General features: G+C 50.6%; 22 protein-coding genes. 7 read left to right on the forward strand and 15 right to left on the reverse strand.

What is annotated here, in order from left to right:
• Nucleotides 1-615 carry a GNAT family N-acetyltransferase gene (locus E8E00_RS08295; RefSeq protein WP_069588905.1) on the reverse strand — a complete coding sequence of 205 codons (615 nt, stop codon included), beginning with the start codon at nt 613-615 and terminating at the stop codon, nt 1-3.
• Nucleotides 616-649: 34 nt separating this feature from the next.
• Here E8E00_RS08295 and E8E00_RS08300 point away from each other — a divergent pair, with 34 nt between their 5' ends.
• The gene (locus tag E8E00_RS08300; protein ID WP_240531871.1) at nt 650-1,120 is read left to right on the forward strand and encodes a methylated-DNA--[protein]-cysteine S-methyltransferase; all 471 of its coding nucleotides are present in this window, start codon (nt 650-652) and stop codon (nt 1,118-1,120) included.
• A 15-nt stretch (nt 1,121-1,135) separates the two neighbouring features.
• Here the strand turns inward: E8E00_RS08300 and tyrR are convergent, their stop codons facing one another.
• The 6 genes from tyrR to pspA form a co-directional block, all read right to left on the reverse strand.
• Entirely contained in the window at nt 1,136-2,677 is a 1,542-nt protein-coding gene (gene tyrR / locus E8E00_RS08305) for a transcriptional regulator TyrR (RefSeq protein WP_069588901.1), read from the reverse strand.
• 340 nt (nt 2,678-3,017) lie between these two features.
• Complete coding sequence (locus tag E8E00_RS08310; RefSeq protein ID WP_096627850.1) at nt 3,018-4,040, reverse strand: YcjF family protein; 1,023 nt, start codon at nt 4,038-4,040, stop codon at nt 3,018-3,020.
• 11 nt (nt 4,041-4,051) lie between these two features.
• A complete protein-coding gene (locus tag E8E00_RS08315; RefSeq protein WP_096627848.1) occupies nt 4,052-5,443 on the reverse strand; it encodes a YcjX family protein in 1,392 nt (463 codons plus the stop codon).
• Nucleotides 5,444-5,538: 95 nt separating this feature from the next.
• Complete coding sequence (gene pspC, locus E8E00_RS08320) at nt 5,539-5,931, reverse strand: envelope stress response membrane protein PspC (RefSeq protein WP_096627845.1); 393 nt, start codon at nt 5,929-5,931, stop codon at nt 5,539-5,541.
• A complete protein-coding gene (gene pspB, locus E8E00_RS08325) occupies nt 5,928-6,158 on the reverse strand; it encodes an envelope stress response membrane protein PspB (protein WP_069588893.1) in 231 nt (76 codons plus the stop codon). Before pspB ends, pspC begins: the two co-directional genes overlap by 4 nt.
• Nucleotides 6,159-6,178: 20 nt before the next feature.
• Nucleotides 6,179-6,844 (reverse strand): phage shock protein PspA, encoded by a 666-nt coding sequence (gene pspA / locus E8E00_RS08330; protein ID WP_069588891.1) that lies wholly within the window; start codon nt 6,842-6,844, stop codon nt 6,179-6,181.
• A 214-nt stretch (nt 6,845-7,058) separates the two neighbouring features.
• On the opposite strand from pspA, the gene pspF reads away from it, so the two are divergent.
• From pspF to E8E00_RS08360, 6 genes are all read left to right on the forward strand, one after another.
• Nucleotides 7,059-8,072, forward strand: coding sequence for a phage shock protein operon transcriptional activator (gene pspF / locus E8E00_RS08335; RefSeq protein ID WP_069588890.1), 1,014 nt, complete (start codon nt 7,059-7,061; stop codon nt 8,070-8,072).
• A 123-nt stretch (nt 8,073-8,195) separates the two neighbouring features.
• A complete protein-coding gene (gene sapA / locus E8E00_RS08340; RefSeq protein ID WP_096627843.1) occupies nt 8,196-9,815 on the forward strand; it encodes an ABC transporter substrate-binding protein SapA in 1,620 nt (539 codons plus the stop codon).
• Nucleotides 9,815-10,777 carry an ABC transporter permease subunit gene (locus tag E8E00_RS08345; protein WP_096627840.1) on the forward strand — a complete coding sequence of 321 codons (963 nt, stop codon included), beginning with the start codon at nt 9,815-9,817 and terminating at the stop codon, nt 10,775-10,777. Before sapA ends, E8E00_RS08345 begins: the two co-directional genes overlap by 1 nt.
• Nucleotides 10,764-11,651 (forward strand): putrescine export ABC transporter permease SapC, encoded by an 888-nt coding sequence (sapC, locus tag E8E00_RS08350; RefSeq protein WP_096627837.1) that lies wholly within the window; start codon nt 10,764-10,766, stop codon nt 11,649-11,651. Before E8E00_RS08345 ends, sapC begins: the two co-directional genes overlap by 14 nt.
• Nucleotides 11,651-12,658 carry an oligopeptide/dipeptide ABC transporter ATP-binding protein gene (locus E8E00_RS08355; RefSeq protein WP_069588884.1) on the forward strand — a complete coding sequence of 336 codons (1,008 nt, stop codon included), beginning with the start codon at nt 11,651-11,653 and terminating at the stop codon, nt 12,656-12,658. Before sapC ends, E8E00_RS08355 begins: the two co-directional genes overlap by 1 nt.
• Nucleotides 12,642-13,457 carry an ATP-binding cassette domain-containing protein gene (locus E8E00_RS08360; RefSeq protein WP_069588882.1) on the forward strand — a complete coding sequence of 272 codons (816 nt, stop codon included), beginning with the start codon at nt 12,642-12,644 and terminating at the stop codon, nt 13,455-13,457. The genes E8E00_RS08355 and E8E00_RS08360 overlap by 17 nt, the downstream gene beginning before the upstream one ends.
• A gap of 74 nt (nt 13,458-13,531) precedes the next feature.
• Here the strand turns inward: E8E00_RS08360 and pyrF are convergent, their stop codons facing one another.
• The 8 genes from pyrF to serC all read right to left on the reverse strand — a co-directional run bounded on the left by pyrF (nt 13,532) and on the right by serC (nt 21,572).
• Entirely contained in the window at nt 13,532-14,227 is a 696-nt protein-coding gene (pyrF, locus tag E8E00_RS08365) for an orotidine-5'-phosphate decarboxylase (protein ID WP_069588880.1), read from the reverse strand.
• Nucleotides 14,228-14,343: 116 nt separating this feature from the next.
• Nucleotides 14,344-15,513: a lipopolysaccharide assembly protein LapB gene (lapB, locus tag E8E00_RS08370; RefSeq protein WP_096627834.1), complete on the reverse strand. Its 1,170-nt coding sequence runs from the start codon at nt 15,511-15,513 to the stop codon at nt 14,344-14,346.
• Nucleotides 15,514-15,516: 3 nt separating this feature from the next.
• Complete coding sequence (locus E8E00_RS08375; RefSeq protein WP_069588877.1) at nt 15,517-15,804, reverse strand: LapA family protein; 288 nt, start codon at nt 15,802-15,804, stop codon at nt 15,517-15,519.
• A 288-nt stretch (nt 15,805-16,092) separates the two neighbouring features.
• A complete protein-coding gene (ihfB, locus tag E8E00_RS08380) occupies nt 16,093-16,377 on the reverse strand; it encodes an integration host factor subunit beta (RefSeq protein ID WP_069588875.1) in 285 nt (94 codons plus the stop codon).
• A gap of 72 nt (nt 16,378-16,449) precedes the next feature.
• Entirely contained in the window at nt 16,450-18,120 is a 1,671-nt protein-coding gene (gene rpsA / locus E8E00_RS08385; RefSeq protein ID WP_069588938.1) for a 30S ribosomal protein S1, read from the reverse strand.
• 102 nt (nt 18,121-18,222) lie between these two features.
• Complete coding sequence (gene cmk, locus E8E00_RS08390) at nt 18,223-18,906, reverse strand: (d)CMP kinase (protein WP_069588873.1); 684 nt, start codon at nt 18,904-18,906, stop codon at nt 18,223-18,225.
• Between the two features lie 158 nt (nt 18,907-19,064).
• The gene (gene aroA / locus E8E00_RS08395) at nt 19,065-20,348 is read right to left on the reverse strand and encodes a 3-phosphoshikimate 1-carboxyvinyltransferase (RefSeq protein ID WP_096627831.1); all 1,284 of its coding nucleotides are present in this window, start codon (nt 20,346-20,348) and stop codon (nt 19,065-19,067) included.
• 141 nt (nt 20,349-20,489) lie between these two features.
• Nucleotides 20,490-21,572 (reverse strand): 3-phosphoserine/phosphohydroxythreonine transaminase, encoded by a 1,083-nt coding sequence (gene serC, locus E8E00_RS08400; RefSeq protein WP_077675816.1) that lies wholly within the window; start codon nt 21,570-21,572, stop codon nt 20,490-20,492.
• Nucleotides 21,573-21,625: the final 53 nt, after the last annotated feature.

Raw genomic sequence — 21,625 nt, forward strand, 5'->3', positions numbered from 1 at the left:
TTAGCCAAGAGAGGTCGCGTTTTGCGTGCTCTCAGGACGAGGTGGCTGCCAACGCGGATTAATGTGGGCCATTAAGATATGATCTTCCCAGTGTCCGTTAATCAGCAAATAATCGCGCGCACGCCCTTCGCGCTCAAACCCAACCGCTTCTAACACCTTGGCGCTTTTTTCATTTTTCGGCATATAAGAGGCGCAGACGCGATGCATATTCACGTTATCAAACAGCCATTGGTTGGTGGCTGATAACGCGCGCCGCATAATTCCTTGCCCTTGAGCGAGCTCATCTAATGAGTAACCCACAGTGCATGAGTAAGACGGATACTGCATCATGCTGGTGTAAGAGATTACACCTAGCACCTGCGGTGAAGTTGGCTTCGCGATTAAAAAGTAATAAGCCAGCTGGTGTTTTTGCAACTCCATCAATTGCAATACGCGGCGTTTCCAGCCCTGCTCGGTATAAAAACCATCGGTGCGTGTCGGCTCCCACGGGGTCAAGAAAGTGCGATTACGTTGGAAGTATTGAACAATACGCGTCACGTCTTCGTGACAGATCGCATCAATCCGTAAATCATCGACAATGATACGCGGGAAACGGCTTATACTGGGATCAGACATTCTGTGGTTCCGAACGATTATGTTTTTTGACTGCATGACAACACCGCTAGGGCAAATCAGCTTATTAGCGGACGAACACGGACTAAGACAGCTGACCTTGTCGGTGTATCACCCCTTTGAGCCCAGCCGTGAGTGGCAACATGACCCAAGAGCACTCCACCGCTACAAAACGCAGCTGTTCGAGTACCTCTCAGGGCAACGGACTGAATTTTCACTGCCCTTGTGCCCGGAAGGCAGCCCGTTTCAATGTCGTTTGTGGCAGCAAATACAGCAGATCCCCTACGGTGATACCTGCACCTACCGAGAATTAGCCGCTGCACTGGGTGAGCCACATATGCTCAGTGCTGTATCGATGGCCTGCAACATGAATCCGATTCCCATCATCATCCCTTGCCATCGAGTCCTTAACGAGCACCACCAAGTGGGTGATTACCGTTATGGCGCTGAGCTCAAGCACGCCTTATTGGCACTTGAGCAAGGCGAGCCCCTAGAGGGGCCCGCTTAGTGCGCGTCGAGTTGACTACTTTTTGCCAATCCCGTAGTCACGCAGCTTATTCGCAATCGCGGTATGCGACACGTCCAAGCGTTTGGCGAGTTTTCGGGTCGACGGATAACTCCGATAGAGATTATTTAAGATCCCTGATTCATATCGCTTCATGATTTCATCCAGCGAACCATCCAGAGACTCTTCACTGATGAATTGGGTATTTTCGATCTCCGGTAACTGAACGTCGTCGATCGTCATCACTTCTGCGTCAATTTGAGTCATGGCATGAAGCAAAATATTGCGGAGCTGACGAATATTACCCGGCCACGCATAGTGGGTTAGGTAATCAGCCAGTGCGTTATCAATTCGTGGTTTAGATTGCCCCAAATCGGCGGCGAACTGTTTGATAAATAGTTCAGCCAAAGGCATGACGTCTGCGGTACGCTCGCGCAAAGGAGGCACGGTCAACGACAAGACATTAAGCCGATAGAACAAGTCTTCACGGAATTGCTGCGCCGCGACCAGTTCAGGCAGATTCTTTTGTGTCGAGCAAATCACGCGCACATCAACGTGCATTTCACGCTCTTCGCCAACGCGACGGAAGGTGCCATCTTGCATAAAACGCAATAGTTTTACTTGCAGATGACGGCTCATTTCGCCGACTTCATACAAGAAAACCGTCCCGCCATCAGCTTGCTCAAGGATCCCTTTTTTGGCTGTGCCGCCATTTTCCGCCGCCGCCATACCAAATAATTCAGTTTCGGCGGCGTTATCTGGCATAGACACACAGTTGACCAATAAGAACGGCTTATCCGCACGCAGCGAATGGCGATGACAAGCCCGAGCGATCATCTCCTTGCCGGTACCCGTTTCTCCTTGGATTAATAATGGCGCGTCGAGCATGGCAAGCTTTTTCGCTTGGCTAATCAGCTGTTTAAACTTGTTAGATTGGCCTACCAAATGCTCAAAACCGTGATCGCTAGGGGTACGGAACACGGTTTGTGGCGTATTGTTCATTGCCACTTGCTTGAGCTGGACAACGGCGCTGACCAGCACGGGCTGATCACTCTCATCGTTAATGTGAACCGGCATCACTTCCATCAGAAAGTCGAGCCCGGCCATCACAACCATGCGGCAACTTTGGCTTGCTTCTTCTTTTTCTAACCAGTGAGAAAATTGAAAATCAGGGAACACACTGTTGGCGTGCTCACCCACTAATTGATGCTCGCTTGAGCTAATCAAATCCAGTGCCGCTTTATTGGCCATATCGATATAACCATCGAGGTTAATCGAGAACACAGGATCAGTCAGACTTTCGAGCAGAGCGCGCAGTTCACGGTGCTCGCGTTCGGCAGGCAGAAACTGGATTTTACGCACATCGGTCACGCCTGAAATCAAACGGATTTCAGACATTAGTTGGCTAAAGGCTTCGAATTCAATTTCAGGGCAATTGAGGTAGATAATGCCGACTTGATCGATCTCGATACCACGCAGGTCGATTTCACGCCGTACCAAGATATCGAGTAGTTCGCGCGTTAGCCCGATTCTGTCTTCACAACAGACTTTCAGTCTCATAATGGATTCCTGTAACTTGACAGTGATACCCAATACCGGCTCGTCACATCGTTGGATGAGTGGGTTAAAAAAACGGCACTCATCAGTCAGTTAGGTAAGAGGTCAAACAGTTTATCTGTCGGAGCCGAATTAGCTGTCAGGATAAGTTGACACTGAAGCGGAGTTTGAGCGGGTTGGCGGAAACAGTCAAGCCCTGATGCGATTTTTGCCACCTGATATCACGTTTGTAGCACACTGTCCGTTTGGGTAAATTTTTGATTATAAAGTTGAATTACCTAACAGCTCTGAGAGTCTGTCGCGCCCTTGGCATCGCGACGAGTTCGCGGCCAAGGGCGACCCATTACGACGCTGAGCGTTCAGCTTTACCCAAAAGCCGTTTAACTAACTCGCGACGAAGTTGTGACAAACTCGGAGCGGGCTGGCCATGCCAAGGCAGCGGACGCATTAAGGTCATGGTTTTAAGACCCAAGCGTGCCGTCAGCAGCCCAATTCCCAAGCCTTGCGCCACACGTCCGGAGACGCGACCGGCCATATTCACCGACAGGACATCAAATCCCACATCGGTCATCGCCTCACTGGCGCCTGCCAAGGCCATATTGGTTAGCACCATTTTTAGCAAGGTGAAGCGTGCTTTGACACCCAATTGAATACCGTAAATCTGCGCAATCCGTGTCATTAAATGCAAGTTGCGCCAGGCCACCAGCAACATATCGGCAATCGCAAGTGGGCTGACCGCTACCATAAGTGCCGCTTCTTGCGCGTATTTGGTCACTAATAACCGCGCAGCTTTATCTTGGTCGGTTAACACATTTTGCTCATACAAGGCCAACACTTCGCCATCGTTATGCGTGGCCGAGATTTGGCTTTGCCAGTGGGCAAACCCTGCAGTATGGGTTTGCTGTGTGCGCTCAGCCAGCGTCCGACAAAAGGTCTCTCCCTGCCCAACCGACTCAGAAGCCAGTAATTGCTCGGCATGTTGGCGGGTTTGCTCGCGCTGCACTAACTTACGCATGGCTCGCCATTCACGGCCCAGCACCGCAAGCCCAGTCGCGGCCACCGCCACCAACAAGCTTTGCCACGCTAAACTCAGCCAATCTTGCGACTGCCACGATTGGTACACACTCACACCGGATTGCACAACCGCCAAGAGTACGCCGAGTAACACCAAAAAAGGCCACACACGGCGACGCCTACGCGTAGGGGTCAGCGTCGCTTCCAGATCCGATTCGAGTGTCGACGAGGCTTCAGGCAAAAAGTCAGCCTGTGCATCAAATTCAGCACGGTGTTTCACATCATGAAAAGCACTCGCCTCATCATTATCGCCATGATGAGTGAACGTTTGCTTGGGTTTATATTGCGTCATCTCACCCTCTCTTATCGAAATTTATCGCCGAGCAAATAGTCGAGCGCTTTGTCCATGCGGATGTGTGGCAACGGCGCATCTAATGGCACATGAGGTGGCCTAAATGATGGAAAATCAAAGCCTTGATGTTGCCAAAAATCCGCATCGGGGAGTTGGTTTGGTACATCGCCCGGATACAGTGTCACCCCCGAGCCGTCGTCTAATTCGCCTTTCAGTGCAGCGTGTTGGGTGCCTTTGACATCAACGAAACCGGGCGTCGTTGCCGCCACGGATGCGACACTTTGGCAGCGCATCTCTATGCCTTCGAAAGCCGCTTGTTGCCATGCTTGGTGGACAATTTGTTGCAGTAAGCTGACCATATTCGGATGTTGTTCGGGCGTAACGTGATCGGCTTTGGTTGCCGCAAACAAGACTTTATCGATCCGCGGGGAGAACAGCCGTTTGAGCAACCCAGATTTACCATATTTAAAGCTCTGCATTAATTGCTCAACCGCCAAACGCATATCGTGAAAGGCATCCGGCCCCACATTGAGCGGCTGCAACGTATCAACCAAGATCACTTGGCGATCGATCTTAGCGAAATGCTCGCGGTAGAACTGAGCCACCACGTGCTCACAATAATAGTCGTAGCGTGCCTTCAGTAAGCCATAGTTGGTGTGCTTGTCCGCTTTAGCTTTGATATCGTCAGTTAATGCCCCCATCCAAGGGAAGAACTGCACGACCGGCGCGCCGGCTAATTCACCGGGTAACACGAACCGTCCCGGCTGAACCCAATGTAAGCCACCATGCGCTTTGCAAGCATGCAAAAACTCAGTAAAGCTTGCCGCGACCTCTTCCAATTGTTTTTCATCTGCCGGCGCAAGCGGGTCCAGTTGAGCCGCTTTCGCTTGCCACACCTTGGCAAGTTCCGCGCGTTTCCCCGTTAACATACTGGACTGCTTTTGCGACCACTGGGGGTAACTTTGGCTCAGCAAGGGTAAATCCAACAACCATTCGCCCGGATAATCGACAATATCGACATACAAGGTAGCCATGTCATTCAACGCGCGCATGGCGGCAGATTGAGGGCGATAGCGCACGGCCACTCTCACCTCACTCACATCTCGCGTTGGCGAGGGCCACGTCGGCGGTGTCATTTGCAGGGCATGCATGGCGTTTTCATAATCAAACGCGGGAAGATGCATGTGAGGGTGTGGCTCACGACGTGCGCCCAGCGCGCGCCCTTGCTGCACCAGTTGCAGTAACGGCAAGTTTGGCTGGGTGCCTAAATGGGTCAGCTGATTAATGAGTGAGGTAATAAACGCGGTTTTACCCGCGCGAGATAAACCGGTAACGGCGAGACGCACATGACGGTCAGCCCCGCGGCTTACCCACTGCTTTACGCGCCTTTTCACTGATGGCATCGGTTAGATTGACTCCTTTATGACCACGCTGTCCCGAGAGAAATCCGATGGGACAGCGCGAATAAGTTCTGTGTAGCTGTTAAGTCATAAACGCTTTACAGCTTTTTAAAGGCTTGGTCGACATTGAATGCCGAGGAGGTGACATAAGCTTCCATCTGGCCAACTTTTGCTTCCATCTCGCTAAACTCGCGATCGAGATCCGCAATCAGTTGGCTCGCCGGCTTTCCCGATTGCCACGCCTTTTGTTTCACTTGGTGTTCAGGCTGCGGTGTCGCATCGGGTTGTTCATTAGGCTGGGTCGGCTTTTTATCGAGGATCAACATCGCAGCGATATACGCAACAATCACAAAAAAGCCAAAACCAATCAGAAACGCAGAAACCGTCAAGATACGCACCAACCAGGTTTCCATGCCAAAGTAATTGGCAATGCCAGCGCACACACCGCCAATGCGTCCATTTTCCGGGTCACGATACAGGGTTTGACTCATGCGCGTTGCCTCCATTGGGGTGCTTCAGCATCGAGCAAACGCTCGAGGTTATCCACACGGGTTTGCAGCTTTTCAGCACGCTGCGCCAGTGATTGCAGCGTTTCATAATCTTGTCCACTCAAGCCTTGCCCAATTTGACGCTTACTACGATAGTGCAGCATCAGCCACAACGGGGCGACAAATAGCAAGAAAATCGCCAGTGGTATGCCTAAAAAGAATGATGACATGTTCGCTCCTATCGTGGTTGTTATTGCTTATCGTTCATTTTGGCTTTTAGTGCCGCCAATTCTTTTTCAATTTCATCTTGAGCTTGCAGATCGGCAAACTCATCTTCGAGTCGCTTGCCTTTGCCCATTTGATAGCTGTCTGCTTCCGCTTCTAGTTCGTCAATACGACGCTCATATTGTTCAAACTTTGCCATTGCCTCATCAGCACGGCCGCTTCCTAAGTGGCGACGCACGTCACGGCGATTTCCGGCGGTTTCACGTCGAATAGCCAGCGACTGCTGACGCGCGCGGGTATCCGTCAGTTTGGTCTCAAGGGCGGCGATTTCACCGCTCAGCTTATCGACACTCTCTTCGATTAAGCTTAACTCTTCTTCCAGCGCGACTTTGATATCATGCGCTTTTTGTTTTTCGATTAATGCTGCTCGCGCCAAATCTTCCCGATCTTTTTGCAGCGCCAAGGAGGCTTTATCTTGCCATTCTTGGAGCTGGCGATTGACGTTTTCAATCTTACGCGCCACTTCTTTTTTATCCGCGAGCGCTTTCGCGGACGATGTGCGTACTTCGACCAGCGTGTCTTCCATCTCTTGAATAATAAGACGGATCATTTTTTGTGGATCCTCTGCCTTATCTAACAGCGAATTCACATTAGCATTTACGATGTCGGCGAAACGAGAAAAAATACCCATCATAGACTCCTTAATGATGCACCAAAGCAGTAGATTACATGCTCATTGTGCCTGATTCGTCTGAGCGCCATCGCTCAGCCATAGTTTGCTAGCCAATGTATAATCAACTAACGTGCCAACTTTTTAATCTTTATATTTCAGATGCTTAAAATTTATTGCATCCTGCCATCAAACGCGCCATGATGAATAAAACCACTATTTGGTAAAAATCGCCATGCGTGAACAAGACAATTTAATCGGAGAATCCGATCGCTTTTTAGCCGTGTTGGACCACGTCTCGCGGCTCGCGCCATTAAATCGTCCCGTGCTGATCCTTGGCGAGCGCGGTACCGGCAAGGAGCTGATTGCCCAACGCTTGCACTACTTATCACATCGCTGGTCTCAGCCCCTCGTCAGTTTAAATTGCGCCGCATTAAGTGAAGGTCTGATCGATTCTGAGCTGTTTGGTCACGAAGCGGGCGCCTTCACGAGCGCCAAAGGGCGTCATGCGGGTCGCTTTGAGCGTGCCGAAGGTGGCACCTTATTTTTAGATGAAGTCGGCACCGCCCCCTTGGGCGTGCAAGAAAAGCTCCTTCGCGTGATTGAGTATGGCGAATATGAGCGTGTGGGAGGATCTCAGCCCAAGCAGGCGGACGTGCGCTTGATTTGTGCGACCAATGAAGACCTTCCTGCGATGGCAACGCGTGGGGACTTCCGGCCTGATCTGTTAGACCGCCTTGCGTTTGACGTTGTCCATCTGCCGCCACTGCGTGAGCGGCGACAAGATATCTTATTACTCGCTGAGCATTTCGCTCTAAAAATGGCGGTCGAGTTAGGCTATAGCTACTTCGCCGGTTTTTCTGCCCAAGCCCAAGCACAGCTACTTGCCCACCCTTGGCCTGGCAATGTCCGCGAGCTTAAAAACAGTGTGGAACGCGCCTTGTATCGCCACAATGATCCCGATACGCCGGTTGAATCACTGTGTCTGGACCCGTTCACACCACCTTGGCAAGCCGAGATGATCTCGCCACGTCAAACCAATGCGGCGGCCGACAACCAAGGCGGGACGCTCCCTGCGTTACCGGTAGATTTGCGGGAGTGGCAAACCGAGATGGAAAAGGCCATGCTGATGGCGGCGATGACACAGGCCAAATATCATCAAAGAAAAGCCGCGCAGTTACTCGGCCTCAGCTACCATCAACTCAGGGGGCTGTTACGGAAACACAATGTGGGCAACGACGAACAATGATGTAAGCCAATACGTACATCACTGGGAAAATGATACGCGACATTGCCCTTACTTTGCTTGGTGGTAAGGCCGTTTCGGTGGTAGATTACGGGGTTTACTTTGATAGCTGATTTCACTTGGTTTATGCGCGTTTTCATCCAATTTTTGATCCTTGGGGTCAGCGGCTTGATCCTCGCAGGCTGTGATGCCTCCACGGACCAACGTGCGGCCGACAATCGTGGCTTTGTTTTTTGTGGCCCGGGCCAGCCCACCACGTTTAACCCTCAATTGACCGACGGCGGCCTCACGGCCGACACTTTATCGAGCCAGCTTTACGATCGCCTTTTGCGTCTAAACCCTAAGACGTATCAGCCCGAACCCATGTTGGCGAAAAGCTGGGAAGTCAGCGAGGATGGTAAAACCTACACGTTCTCTCTGCGACGGGGCGTTGCGTTTCATCGCAGTGTGCAGTTTACGCCTTCACGCTACCTCAACGCTGATGATGTGGTCTTTTCGTTTCGCCGTCTCATCGACAACAATCACCCTTACCATCCTGTCTCCGGTGGCCAGTACCCTTGGTTTGATAGCATGGACTTCTCGGGGTTATTGAAAGACGTAAAAGCTTTGGACACTTATCGCGTTCAATTTACGCTCTCACGCCCTGATGTGTCTTTTTTATCCACTTTGGCAACCAACTTTTCGGTGATCCTCTCGAAAGAGTATGCGGATCAACTTCTTACTGCTGGCACCCCAGAAAAGATAGATACCTATCCGGTCGGTACTGGCCCATTTGCACTGGCAGAGTTTCAGCCACGCGAATTTATTCGCTTGCGTCGCCATTGGCAGTATTGGCAGGGCCCAGCACCCATGGAGCAGGTGGTATTTGACGTCTCAACGCGTGGCACAGGCACCTTAGCAAAAATGCTGACTGGTGAGTGCGATGTGCTCGCCTCGCCGGTTGCTAGTCAATTGCCTGTGGTCGTCGATGACAAGCGTTTTCATTTGTCATCTCAAACCGGCATGAACGTCGCCTTTATCTCCTTGAATACCCGCCATCCGGCCTTGTCTGAAGTGGAAGTCCGTCAAGCGATTAACCTTGCCATTGATCGCAATGCCCTACTCAGCTCGGTGTATTACGGCACTGGCGCTCCGGCCACCAGTTTGCTGCCGCCCATGTCGTGGGCTTACGATCCCAACAGCCAAACCGAATACAACCCGAAATTGGCCGCCGCACTCCTTGCTAAAGCGGGCTATCGCCAAGGTTTTAGCGTTGATTTGACCGTGCCAATGAAACCCACCGCTTTTAACCCAAGCCCACGAAAAACGGCGGAACTGATTCAAGCCGATTTAGGGGCGATCGGTATTCGCGTCAATATCATTCCGGAGAAAACAGTCAACCGCGTGGCTATTCGCGAAGGCGATGATGCGCATGACATGGTGCTGACCGGCTGGGTGGCAGACAATGGCGATCCAGACACCTTTTTGCGTCCACTACTGACATGCAATGCAAAGTTTACTGGCTGGAATATGTCAAACTGGTGCAACCGCTACTTTGATCAAAAACTCAATGAAGCGATTGCGACAGAAGATACCGAGGCACGCAAAGCCTTGTATATCGAAGCACAAACCATTCTAAATCGTCGTATGCCCGTCGTACCTTTAGCGCATGGCATTCAACATCAAGTGCGTGACGCAAGCCTAAAAGGCTTAACCATGACGCCATTTGGCGCCGACAGCTTTGCTGACGTATCTCGGGGGCGCTAATGCTGATTTATACCTTACGACGCCTCAACCTGTTCCTAATCACCTTGGTGATCCTCACCTTGGTTGGCTACAACATTATGCTGTTGGCGCCTGACTCAGTGTGGCATGGCTTTGATTACTGGATTGGCTGGTTATATTACCTACGCCAATTAGTGGAGGGGCATTTAGGCATGGCCGCTAACGGCGAGCCGGTAATGGTCACCCTTACGCATGTCGCCCCAGCCACCTTGGAGCTATGCCTTGCCGCATTGGTGATAAGCTTTGTGGTTGGCGTGCCACTCGGCACCTTAGCGGGCCTGCGCAGTCAAGGGCCAACAGATAAGCTGATCTCCTCGCTCGCTGTGGTGGTTTTTTCAATTCCCACCTTCTGGCTGGCTATTTTGTTTATCATGCTGTTTTCGCTCGACTTACAGTGGTTTCCTGTGTCTGGGCGCTATAATCTTTTATATGAGATCCCTCATATTACCGGCTTTGCGTTGGTGGATTTATGGCTGTCGGATTTACCGCTTCAAGGCAAAGTCGCCACTGATATCATGCGTCATCTCGCCTTGCCAACGCTGACACTGGCGGTGGTGCCCACCACGGAAATCATCAAAATGGTGCGCAACTCGATGGCGCATGTGATGAGCCAAAATTACATCAAAGCCGCCGCGACTAAGGGCCTGTCTAAAACCGAGATCGTGTTGCGTCATGGCATGAAAAACGCCATTCCACCCATAATTCCTAATTTTGGTTTATTGGTATCAACCATGGTCACCTTCGTGATCATTGTGGAGTCGGTATTTAACTGGCCGGGCATTGGTCGTTGGCTATTAGATGCCCTGATCGCAAAAGACTACGCGTCTGTTCAAGCTGGCGTTCTGGTGATTGGTGGCTTTGTGTTACTGATAAATATCATTTCAGATGTTGTGGGTGCGTTTATGAACCCTCTGGTAAGGAAGGAATGGTATGCCCTCAAATAATGTCTATGTCGAGCAGCATATTCCCACCCAGCTCGAGCGATCGTGGGCGGCATTTCGTCGTAACAAGCTGGCCGTGATTGGTTTTTGGTGCCTTGTCGGCTTGATCTTGGTGACGATATTCGCTCCCTTATTAGCGCCTTGGAGTCCACAGCATCAAACTGGTCACCTGTTGATGGCGCCGTCTTGGGTGCAGTCGGGTCAAATTGAATACTTCTTGGGCACAGACGATCTGACCCGCGATATGCTCTCTCGCCTGATCGCCGGCTCACGTTTAACCTTTGGCTATGCGCTGATGGTGGCAATTGGCGCGGGTATTGTCGGTGTGGGCATTGGGGTGCTAGCCGGCATGACGAAGGGACTAAAGTCGAGCTTTTTGAACCATATTCTCGACAGCATCCTCTCGATTCCTTCGCTGTTGCTTGCCATCATTGTGGTCGCTTTTTTAGGAGTGGGAGAAATGCAGATGCTACTTGCAGTCTGGCTCTCTCTGATCCCTCGTATTATTCGTGCGGTGTATACCGCCGTACACAATGAGATAGAGAAAGACTACATCATTGCCGCGCGCCTTGATGGTGCTAACGACTTTTATCTGCTCTATCACTCCATTTTCCCGAATATGGCGGTGGTGCTGAGCACTGAAATGACCCGAGCAATTTCCGTCGCCATTCTTGATATTGCAGCATTAGGCTTTTTGGGCCTCGGCGCCCAGCCACCCGCACCGGAATGGGGCGCGATGCTGGGTGATTCGGTCGAACTCATTTTTACCGCGCCTTGGACAGTTACACTCCCGGGAATGGCCATTGCGTTTAGCGTTTTGGTTGTTAACCTTGTTGGTGAAGGGGTCAGCCAAGCTATCAACGCAGGAACAGAATAATGCCGTTATTAGATATTCGTCACCTGACCATTGAAATCGACACCCCGCAAGGGATGGTGAAAGCAGTTGACCGTATGAGCCTAACCATCAATGACGGAGAGATCCGTGGCTTAGTGGGAGAGTCTGGCTCAGGAAAAAGTTTGGTCGCCAAAGCCATTTGTGGGGTTACCAAAGATAGCTGGCATGTGAGCGCCGACCGGTTACGATTAGGTAATATCGATCTACTTGAGCTTCCAGCACGAGAACGTCGTCATGTGGTCGGTAAAGACATTGCGATGATCTTTCAAGAGCCCTCGACCTGTTTAGACCCCTCTGAGGTCGTCGGGCATCAGCTGGAAGAGGCCATTCCGCCTGCCTCGTTTTCAGGTAGCTGGTGGCAACGTTTAAACTGGCGCAAACAGCACTCGATTGCCTTATTGCATAAAGTGGGCATCAAAGATCATAAACGGGTGATGGACAGCTATCCGTATGAGCTCACCGATGGAGAATGCCAGAAAGTGATGATTGCGATGGCGATTGCCAACCGCCCTCGCCTGTTGATCGCTGATGAGCCAACTAACGACCTCGATCCTATCACGCAATCGCAGATTTTCCGGTTACTCAGTCGTACCAATCAGCTTTCTAACACCACCATTTTGCTGATCAGTCACGACTTAACCTTAGTAACACAGTGGGCGGATCGTATTACCGTGATGTATTGCGGCCAATCGGTTGAATCAGGCAACCGTGAGCAAATACTTACCACGCCGCATCATCCCTACACGGATGCTTTGCTGCGTGCGATGCCCGATTTCAGCCAAGATATTCCCCATAAAAGTAAATTGGAAACATTACCGGGCTCGATTCCTCCGTTACAGCACTTACCGATTGGTTGTCGCTTGGGGCCTCGGTGCCCTTACGCGCAACGTAAATGTGTTGAAGTGCCGCATACACAGAAAATCAAAAACCATAAGTTTGCCTGCCACTTCCCATTAAATATGGAGAATAAAAATGACCGCTCTTCTTGAAGTCGACGGGTTAAGCAAAGATTATTACCACCGCACTGGCTGGCTAAGAAAACGCGTCACCCATGCGGTGAAGCCCGTTTCTTTCCAGCTAGAAGTCGGCGAAACCATCGCTTTTGTGGGGGAAAATGGCTCGGGAAAATCGACCCTAGCACGTATGATTGCAGGCGTGATCGAACCAACATCGGGGCAGATTCGGGTCAATGGTGAAGAGCTGACGTTCAAAGATTACCAAACCCGCTGCAAGCTCATTCGCATGATCTTTCAAGATCCTAATACCTCGCTCAATCCAAGAAACCAGATCGGGCAAATTCTTGAAGGACCGCTGAAACGAAATACCAATATGACGCCGCAAGAGCGAGGCAAGCGCGTTAAAGAAACCCTGCTACGGGTTGGTCTATTACCTGAGCATGCCTACTTTTACCCGCAAATGCTCGCCACGGGGCAAAAGCAGCGCGTGTCGCTGGCACGTGCGTTAATCTTGCAACCGAGTGTGATTGTGGCCGATGAAGCCTTGAACGGGTTAGATATGTCAATGCGCTCACAGATCATCAACTTGCTACTCGAGCTCCAAGAAGAGATGGGACTGTCCTATGTTTACGTGTCTCAACATATGGGCGTGATTAAGCATGTCACCGACAAGGTGATGGTGATGCAAAAAGGGGAAGTGGTCGAGTCAGGTAGCACAGAGTCCTTATTCGCCAATCCTCAGCATACATTGACCCAGCGTCTGATCGATAGTCACTTTACTGCACCCATCCTTGATAGACGCTCGCGTAAATCTGCGTCGACGCGTACCTAGCTTTATCACTGATCCAGTCACGATAAAGGCCACACATGTGGCCTTTATTATCTCAAGTAGTTTTGCGCCTGATGTTACGCTAAACTTTGATTGATTTGTGCAAGGACGGCCGCCGGGTCATCGGCTTGTGTAATCGGACGCCCAATCACTAAGTAGTCGGAACCCGCTGCAACAGCTTGTTCTGGGGTCATAATTCGGCGCTGATCACCAGCCGCACTGCCCACAGGCCGGATCCCGGGCGTCACCAACTTAAAGGCATCGCCACACTGGGCTTTCAGCAAACTGGCTTCTTGCGCTGAACACACCACACCATCCAATCCCGACTGTTGCGTCAGCTTGGCAAGGTGCTGTACCTGCGCTTGTGGTGAGCGTTGTACCCCACTTTGGCGCAAATCCGCGTCCGTCATACTGGTCAATACGGTAACGCCGATAAGCAATGGACGGTTGCCGCCATATGGCTCAAGCGCCTCACGTGCTGCACTCATCATCCGCTCACCGCCTGAGGCATGAACGTTCACCATCCATACGCCTAGCTCTGCCGCGGCCGCAACCGCTTTCGCACACGTGTTCGGAATATCGTGAAACTTCAGGTCAAGAAAGACATCATGACCGTATGCGTGTAATTGTTTAACCAATGCAGGCCCAAATAAGGTGAACATTTCTTTGCCCACTTTTAAACGACACGAGCCCGGCTCAATTTTATCCACAAAGGCCAATGCTTGATTCATGTCTGCATAATCTAAGGCGACGATGACTTTCGGGTCTTGCATTATTGCTCCTGATTCCTTCACAAGGTTGTTATTCTCGCACTCCGCGTGCTCCCCAGCTGTCGCAGCCATTCGCGGTGACAGCAAGATAAAAAAACGGCGATGCCACTGCATCGCCATTATTCCCCATCCAAGCCCCGAATTGGCTTAATCGCTCCCCAATTTTTACATGAGGGGCACTGCCAATAAAGCGCATGGGTGGAAAAGCCACACTTACGACAACGGTAATGCGGCTTAACTTTAATCTGTTCTGCAACAAGGTCTTTGAGGGTATTGAGGCTGGCTTTCGCGCGCCCTTCTTCCGCCTGTTCCACATGGTATTCCATCAGCTTGTGGAAACCACGCATGGTCGGGTTACGGGTTAGTTGGCGGGTCAGGAAGCTTTGTGCCATCGCGAGGTTCTCATTGGCACTGATCACCTCTGAAAGCATCAGTTCAGCGCTGACGCCGGCTTTTTTCTCAATGCATTCTTTTAAGAAACGGACAAGCTGCATTTCGCGTCCCAAGGCGCGATAACTTTGCGCGAGAAGCGGTAAAGCCTCGCTGACAAAATCAGCATCTTGCTCGAGAATGTTTTCCAGCTGCTTAATCGCCCCTTTATAGTCCTCGTGCTGAATATCAAGCTTAGCTAGCATCAGGCTGGCTCTGACACAGCCTTTATCATAGGACAGGGCGCGCCGTAGCAGTTGTCGGGCTTTGTGCTCATTCCCCTCACCCATCTGCTGCATCGCCAACTCACAGTGAAAATGAGCAATGTCTTTACGCAGTTTGCTCTTACCCAATTTAACCAGTTTGGCCGCGGTGTCTATCGCTTTTTCCCACTCACGTGTTTGTTGGAAAATCGCCAAAAGCTGTTGCAGCGCAAACTCTTTGTAGTCAGGCTCATCGACCAATTTGACAAAGATTTTCTCTGCACGGTCGAAAAAGCCCGCCACCATGTAGTCTTTCGCCAACTGTTGCATGGCGAGATTACGTTGGTCGAGGGTCAGGTTAGGACGAGCAATGAGGTTTTGGTGAATGCGGATCGCTCTGTCGACTTCGCCGCGAGAGCGAAACAAGTTGCCCAACGCGAGGTGAGTATCAATCGTTTCATTATCGACTTGGAGCAGTTCAATAAAGAGATCGACCGCTTTATCCGACTGCTCAGACAGCAGTAGATTGAGTCCCGTGACATACTGACGAGACAGATGATGTGACTGTTCTTGCCGTCGATGACGAGCATTCCTGTTACCCATATACCAGCCATAACCGGCCGCTATTGGCAATAACAGAAACAACAGCTCTAGCATGAATTAATGTTCCTTAAGCGGGTCCGTACGCAATTTATCAAGTTCTTTGCGTTGTTTCTCTACCTGCTTACGCAATCCTCGCGCCGTTAAGCGCGCTTTGAGGTACAGCGCTCCACATACCAGCCAGCCTATGCCAAAGCCAATGACAAAGACAATGCCCAAGATGACTGACAGCTTAAATTCACCTTGCGCGATAAGATAGTTAAAGTTAATCACTTCTTGGTTTTGCGCTCCCAGCGCCAAGGTGATCAAAAAGCATAACACCAGAAACAGAATGCCGAGTATTTTCACAAGTATTCCCTCATTGCGAAAGGCCTAGCGCCCCATCAATCATGATAAACCTGCCAGATGCGAGGCATCTGTCACTGTGATAGTTCCTGTGAGTTAAGCCAAGCTGCGCACCGTATTAAAGGTGTGCGTGTATCAAGACGTAACATCCGGCGCCTGACCTTGTGATGACTGGTACGAGATCTCACACAGGAGGTATGATTATGCAGGAAATTCATCACGCAAGCTATGATCGATAGACATAAAAAAACGGCACACCTACAGCATGCCGTTTTTTTCAGCGCACATCGCTTAACTGTAAATGTTAACGCGATCGCGAAGTTCCTTACCCGGTTTAAAATGCGGAACGTACTTACCGTCCAATTCCACTTTTTCGCCCGTTTTAGGATTACGCCCCACACGAGGCGCACGATAATGCAGTGAGAAACTACCAAAACCACGGATCTCGATGCGGTCACCGCTCTCGAGTGTGGTCGCCATGTGCTCAAGGATTTCCTTGATGGCATCCTCTACCTGCTTTGCAGATAGATGGGTTTGCTGACTACAGAGCCTTTCAATCAACTCAGATTTGGTCATAAACACCCCGCTTTAGTATGTTTCTCAACAGTATAAATGCAGAGAGGGAAAATTTCCCCCTCTTATTGTGCATTATTCGCTCTTCGCTGCTTTGAACGCGTCAGCCATAGCGTTACCGAACGCGCCTTCTTCGGCTTTGTTCAGGCTAGCCATTGCTTCTTGCTCGTCAGCTTCGTCTTTCAGACGTACAGACAGGTTCAGAACGCGGTTCTTACGGTCAACACCGGTGAACTTCGCTTCAACACTGTCACCAACAGCAAGTACTTGAGTCGCGTCTTCAACACGATCACGAGCCGCTTCAGAAGCGCGCAGGTAACCTTCAACACCTTCTGCTAGCTCAACAGTTGCGCCTTTCGCGTCAACAGCAGTCACTGTACCGTTAACGATAGCACCTTTTTTGTTGGCTGCCAGATAGTTGTTGAATGGGTCTTCTTCCATTTGCTTGATGCCCAGTGAGATACGCTCACGCTCAGCATCAACCTGAAGAACCACTGCAGAGATCTCGTCACCTTTCTTGTATTCGCGAACGGCTTCTTCGCCAGCCACGTTCCAAGAGATGTCAGACAGGTGAACCAGACCGTCGATGCCGCCGTCTAGACCGATGAAGATACCGAAGTCAGTGATTGACTTGATCTTACCAGTTACACGATCGCCTTTGTTCTGAGTTTCAGCGAATTGCTGCCATGGGTTGGCTTTACACTGTTTCAGACCTAGGCTGATGCGACGACGCTCTTCGTCGATGTCCAGAACCATAACTTCAACTTCGTCACCCACGTTAACAACTTTAGATGGGTGGATGTTTTTGTTGGTCCAGTCCATTTCAGACACGTGTACCAGACCTTCAACGCCTTCTTCGATTTCAACGAAGCAGCCGTAGTCAGTTAGGTTGGTTACGCGACCAGTCAGCTTGTGACCTTCTGGGTAACGGTTAGCAATTGCTACCCATGGATCTTCACCCAGTTGCTTCAGGCCTAGTGATACGCGAGTGCGCTCACGGTCAAACTTCAGAACTTTAACGTTGATTTCGTCACCAACATTAACGATTTCTGATGGGTGCTTAACGCGCTTCCACGCCATGTCAGTGATGTGAAGCAGGCCGTCAACGCCGCCCAGATCAACGAACGCACCGTAGTCAGTCAGGTTCTTAACGATACCTTTAACTTCCATGCCTTCTTGCAGAGAAGCTAGCAGCTCGTCACGCTCAACGCTGTTTTCTGACTCGATAACCGCACGACGAGAAACAACAACGTTGTTGCGCTTCTGGTCAAGCTTGATTACTTTGAACTCGAGCTCTTTGCCTTCCAGGTGAGAAGTGTCACGTACTGGACGAACGTCAACCAGTGAACCCGGTAGGAACGCACGGATGCCGTTCAGTTCTACGGTGAAACCACCTTTCACTTTACCGTTGATGATACCCATCACGGTTTCAGCTTCTTCGTACGCTTTCTCTAGCTGGATCCAAGCTTCGTGACGCTTAGCTTTCTCACGAGAAAGCTGAGTTTCACCGAAACCGTCTTCCACTGCGTCCAGGGCTACGTCTACTTGACCGCCAACTTCAATTTCAAGTTCGCCAGCAGCGTTCTTGAATTGGTCAGCTGGGATAGCAGATTCAGATTTCAGGCCTGCGTCAACCAGAACGAAACCGTTCTCGATAGCAACAACAGTACCCTTAACAATAGAACCTGGGCGAGTTTCGATTTCTTTTAGAGACTCTTCAAAGAGTTGAGCAAAAGATTCAGTCATTATATTTAAATCTTCAATTTGATAAACGTCCACGGGTATCCTACCGCATGGGGTTGTTAAATATGTTAGCCATCATCCTTGCAGCTAACGGTTATAGACTGCTTATGCAGCCGATAATTTGCTTTCAATAAACGCCAGCGCTTGCTCGATCACCTCGTCAATTGACAGTGAGGTTGAATCTAGCACCAATGCATCTGGCGCGGGGCGTAATGGTGCCACCGCTCGGTTGCGGTCGCGGTCATCACGCTCTTGAATTTCACTTAAAAGGCGGTCAAAGGTAACATTAACCCCCTTTTCTTGCAACTGCTGCTGACGGCGGCGGGCACGCTCTTGTGCACTGGCATCTAAGAATATTTTCACTTCGGCCTGCGGAAAGACCACGGTGCCCATATCACGGCCATCGGCAATCAATCCCGGCTCGCCGGCAAACGCGCGTTGACGACGCAACAGTGCTTCACGCACACGTGGTAACGCGGCAACTTTTGACGCCTGATTCCCGACTTGTTCGGTACGTAGCGTCGCGGAAACGTCTTCGCCTTCCAGAATCACTTTTACCAGCTCACCTTCGGCGATGAACTGTACATCTAGGTTAGCAGCCAATGGCACTAATGCATCTTCTGAGGTGGTGTCCACATCATGGTGAATCGCAGCCAATGCCAATACACGGTATATCGCGCCAGAATCCAACAAATGCCACTGCAGTTTTTCTGCCAGTCGCATACATAAGGTTCCTTTTCCAGCACCACTTGGGCCATCTACTGTAATAACAGGCGCCTGTGTCGGCATAAATCTCTCCACATTTGGTTGAGTGCGTCGACGTTGCGCTATCCAAGCGCCCTCATACAAAGGGAAGCAACGCCGATAAATCGGCGCTTATTATAGAAGAAAGCGAGGAGGAAATCACCGCCACCGTCAGTTTATCCGTACGTATGGCGGTGGGATATTCAAGACTGACTAATGGCCGCGAGTTTTTCAAAGTAGTCTGGGAACGTTTTTGACGTACAACCCGGGTCATTAATGGTAACTGGCGTGTCGCTCAACGCCACCAGCGAGAAGCACATCGCCATCCGATGATCGTCATAGGTATCGATCGCCGCATGAGTGAGCTGCTGAGGCGGTTCAATGTAAAGGTAATCATCCCCCTCTTCGACCACCGCTCCCACTTTTTTCAATTCGGTTGCCATCGCATGTAAGCGGTCGGTTTCTTTTACTCGCCAATTGTAAACGTTACGAATACGCGTGGGACCTTTGGCAAACAGCGCCGCTACCCCAATAGTCATGGCCGCGTCAGGGATGTGGTTGAAGTCCATGTCCACACCATGAAGCTCGCCTTTGCGTGCAATGACGTAATCATCACCCCACTCGATGTCAGCGCCCATTGCCGCTAACGCATCGGCAAATTGGATGTCACCTTGCACACTATGACGACCAATACCGGTGACCTTCACGGCACCGCCTTTAATGGCCGCGGCCGCGAGGAAGTAAGAAGCTGATGACGCATCGCCTTCTACCATCAGATGGCCTGGCGATTGATAGCGTTGCCCCGCCGGAACCACAAACCGCTGATAGTTATCGTTATGTACCTCGACGCCAAACTGGGCCATGATCGCCAAGGTAATATCAATGTAGGGTTTCGATACCAAGTCGCCTTTAATGGTGATCCGCGTTTCTTCACGAGCTAACGGCGCGGCCATCAACAGGGCGGTTAAGAATTGGCTAGAAATACTGCCATCGATACTGACATCGCCGCCAGCGAGACCCGTGCCTTTAATATGTAATGGTGGGTAGCCTTCGCTCTCTAGGTAGCGAACCTCTGCCCCTATGGCATTGAGTGCCTCAACAAGGTGGCCAATGGGACGCTCTTTCATACGCGGCTCACCGGTTAGAGTGATCTCACCTTCACCCAAACACAGCGCGGCCGTTAATGGACGCATGGCCGTACCAGCATTGCCTAAAAACAGCTCCAGTGGCGCTTGGGTATGAAAGGCTTGTCCCAACCCTTCCACAACACACTCAGTGCGATCGTCAGACAGCTGATAAGACACGCCTAAGTCAGTAAATGCATTGAGCATATGACGCACATCGTCACTGTTGAGCAGGTTGGTTAAGCGCGTCGTACCGGATGCTAGCGCGGCCAGCAGTAAAGCGCGATTAGATACACTCTTTGAGCCGGGAAGGTTAATGTGACCATCGATATGAGAGATCGGGGAAAGTGTCAGTTGCTCCATTCTGGTTTAATTTCCGTGATGCTTTGTGCAACCAGAGTAACCAAAATACAAGCCATCTCACAATTATTATTTTTATCAAAGTAGAAACAAAAACGTCCCAGACGCAAAAAGCGGCTGGGACGCAAACCGTTTTACACCGTGTTAGGCGTATTTTTTCTCAAACTTCACCATGAAGTCGACTAATGCCTGAACCCCTTCAAGGGACATTGCATTGTAGATTGACGCGCGCATTCCTCCGACATCTCGATGCCCTTTCAGCGCATGCAATCCATGCTCCATCGCTTCGGCGAGGAAGGTGTCGTCCAGCTCACTGTTAGCGAGTTGGAAAGGCACATTCATCAGTGAGCGATTATCTGGGTGAACATCATTGCGATAGAAAGAAGAGTTATCGATGCAATCGTACAACAGCGCCGCTTTTTGCTGATTGTGCGCATAAATAGCCTCAACTCCCCCTCTCTTTTTCAGCCATTTAAAGACTTCTGCTGCCAGATACCAAGCAAAGGTGGGTGGTGTATTGAACATGGATTCTTTATCGGCCAAGACTTTGTAGTTCAGCACACTCGGCAACACATCTTTAGCAAGGTGTAATAAATCATCACGCACAATCACCAAGGTCAGCCCCGCCGGACCGATATTCTTCTGCGCCCCCGCATAGATCACGCCATACTTGGACACATCTATCGGGCGAGAGAGAATGTTCGATGACATATCTGCCACGATGGGTTTGTTGGTTTCCGGCAGATCCGTGATTTCAATCCCATCAATGGTTTCATTGGGGCAAAAATGCACATATGCGGCATCATCACTTAACAACCACTCGTTTGCCGGCAGGATAGCGCGTTTACCATCACGCTCGCGCGTCACATTGATCACATTGGGAGTGCAGTAGCGCTTGGCCTCTTTGACGGCACTCGTCGCCCAGTAACCGCCATCGACATAGTCAGCAATGGTGTTGTTACCCAGTAAGTTCATGGGTACCGCCGCAAACTGAGCGCGTGCGCCACCTTGGCAAAAGAGAATGTGATAATTGTCTGGGATCACCAGTAGTTCACGTAAATCTTGCTCTGATTGACGAGCAATGGCTAAAAACTCTTTACTGCGATGAGAGATTTCCATCACCGAGGTGCCAAGACCGTTCCAATTGGTGAATTCTTTTTGTGCTTTTAGCATTACCTCGCGGGGAAGCATCGCGGGTCCGGCAGAAAAATTGTATACCTTGTCCATGTTGTGGAGGGGCTCCTGCTGTTTTTTATCTGCAAGACGTATCTCGCGTTTTG

Origin of the sequence: Salinivibrio sp. YCSC6 (assembly GCF_004916735.1) — a bacterium.
Classification (GTDB): domain Bacteria; phylum Pseudomonadota; class Gammaproteobacteria; order Enterobacterales; family Vibrionaceae; genus Salinivibrio; species Salinivibrio proteolyticus.

Excerpts from the sequence above, each read along its gene's own strand:
- E8E00_RS08295 (WP_069588905.1), bottom strand. The coding sequence starts at position 615 with ATGTCTGATCCCAGTATAAGCCGTTTCCCGCGTATCATTGTCGATGAT.
- E8E00_RS08300 (WP_240531871.1), top strand. The coding sequence starts at position 650 with ATGACAACACCGCTAGGGCAAATCAGCTTATTAGCGGACGAACACGGA.
- tyrR (WP_069588901.1), bottom strand. The coding sequence starts at position 2,677 with ATGAGACTGAAAGTCTGTTGTGAAGACAGAATCGGGCTAACGCGCGAA.
- E8E00_RS08310 (WP_096627850.1), bottom strand. The coding sequence starts at position 4,040 with ATGACGCAATATAAACCCAAGCAAACGTTCACTCATCATGGCGATAAT.
- E8E00_RS08315 (WP_096627848.1), bottom strand. The coding sequence starts at position 5,443 with ATGCCATCAGTGAAAAGGCGCGTAAAGCAGTGGGTAAGCCGCGGGGCT.
- pspC (WP_096627845.1), bottom strand. The coding sequence starts at position 5,931 with ATGAGTCAAACCCTGTATCGTGACCCGGAAAATGGACGCATTGGCGGT.
- pspB (WP_069588893.1), bottom strand. The coding sequence starts at position 6,158 with ATGTCATCATTCTTTTTAGGCATACCACTGGCGATTTTCTTGCTATTT.
- pspA (WP_069588891.1), bottom strand. The coding sequence starts at position 6,844 with ATGGGTATTTTTTCTCGTTTCGCCGACATCGTAAATGCTAATGTGAAT.
- pspF (WP_069588890.1), top strand. The coding sequence starts at position 7,059 with ATGCGTGAACAAGACAATTTAATCGGAGAATCCGATCGCTTTTTAGCC.
- sapA (WP_096627843.1), top strand. The coding sequence starts at position 8,196 with ATGCGCGTTTTCATCCAATTTTTGATCCTTGGGGTCAGCGGCTTGATC.
- E8E00_RS08345 (WP_096627840.1), top strand. The coding sequence starts at position 9,815 with ATGCTGATTTATACCTTACGACGCCTCAACCTGTTCCTAATCACCTTG.
- sapC (WP_096627837.1), top strand. The coding sequence starts at position 10,764 with ATGCCCTCAAATAATGTCTATGTCGAGCAGCATATTCCCACCCAGCTC.
- E8E00_RS08355 (WP_069588884.1), top strand. The coding sequence starts at position 11,651 with ATGCCGTTATTAGATATTCGTCACCTGACCATTGAAATCGACACCCCG.
- E8E00_RS08360 (WP_069588882.1), top strand. The coding sequence starts at position 12,642 with ATGACCGCTCTTCTTGAAGTCGACGGGTTAAGCAAAGATTATTACCAC.
- pyrF (WP_069588880.1), bottom strand. The coding sequence starts at position 14,227 with ATGCAAGACCCGAAAGTCATCGTCGCCTTAGATTATGCAGACATGAAT.
- lapB (WP_096627834.1), bottom strand. The coding sequence starts at position 15,513 with ATGCTAGAGCTGTTGTTTCTGTTATTGCCAATAGCGGCCGGTTATGGC.
- ihfB (WP_069588875.1), bottom strand. The coding sequence starts at position 16,377 with ATGACCAAATCTGAGTTGATTGAAAGGCTCTGTAGTCAGCAAACCCAT.
- rpsA (WP_069588938.1), bottom strand. The coding sequence starts at position 18,120 with ATGACTGAATCTTTTGCTCAACTCTTTGAAGAGTCTCTAAAAGAAATC.
- cmk (WP_069588873.1), bottom strand. The coding sequence starts at position 18,906 with ATGCCGACACAGGCGCCTGTTATTACAGTAGATGGCCCAAGTGGTGCT.
- aroA (WP_096627831.1), bottom strand. The coding sequence starts at position 20,348 with ATGGAGCAACTGACACTTTCCCCGATCTCTCATATCGATGGTCACATT.
- serC (WP_077675816.1), bottom strand. The coding sequence starts at position 21,572 with ATGGACAAGGTATACAATTTTTCTGCCGGACCCGCGATGCTTCCCCGC.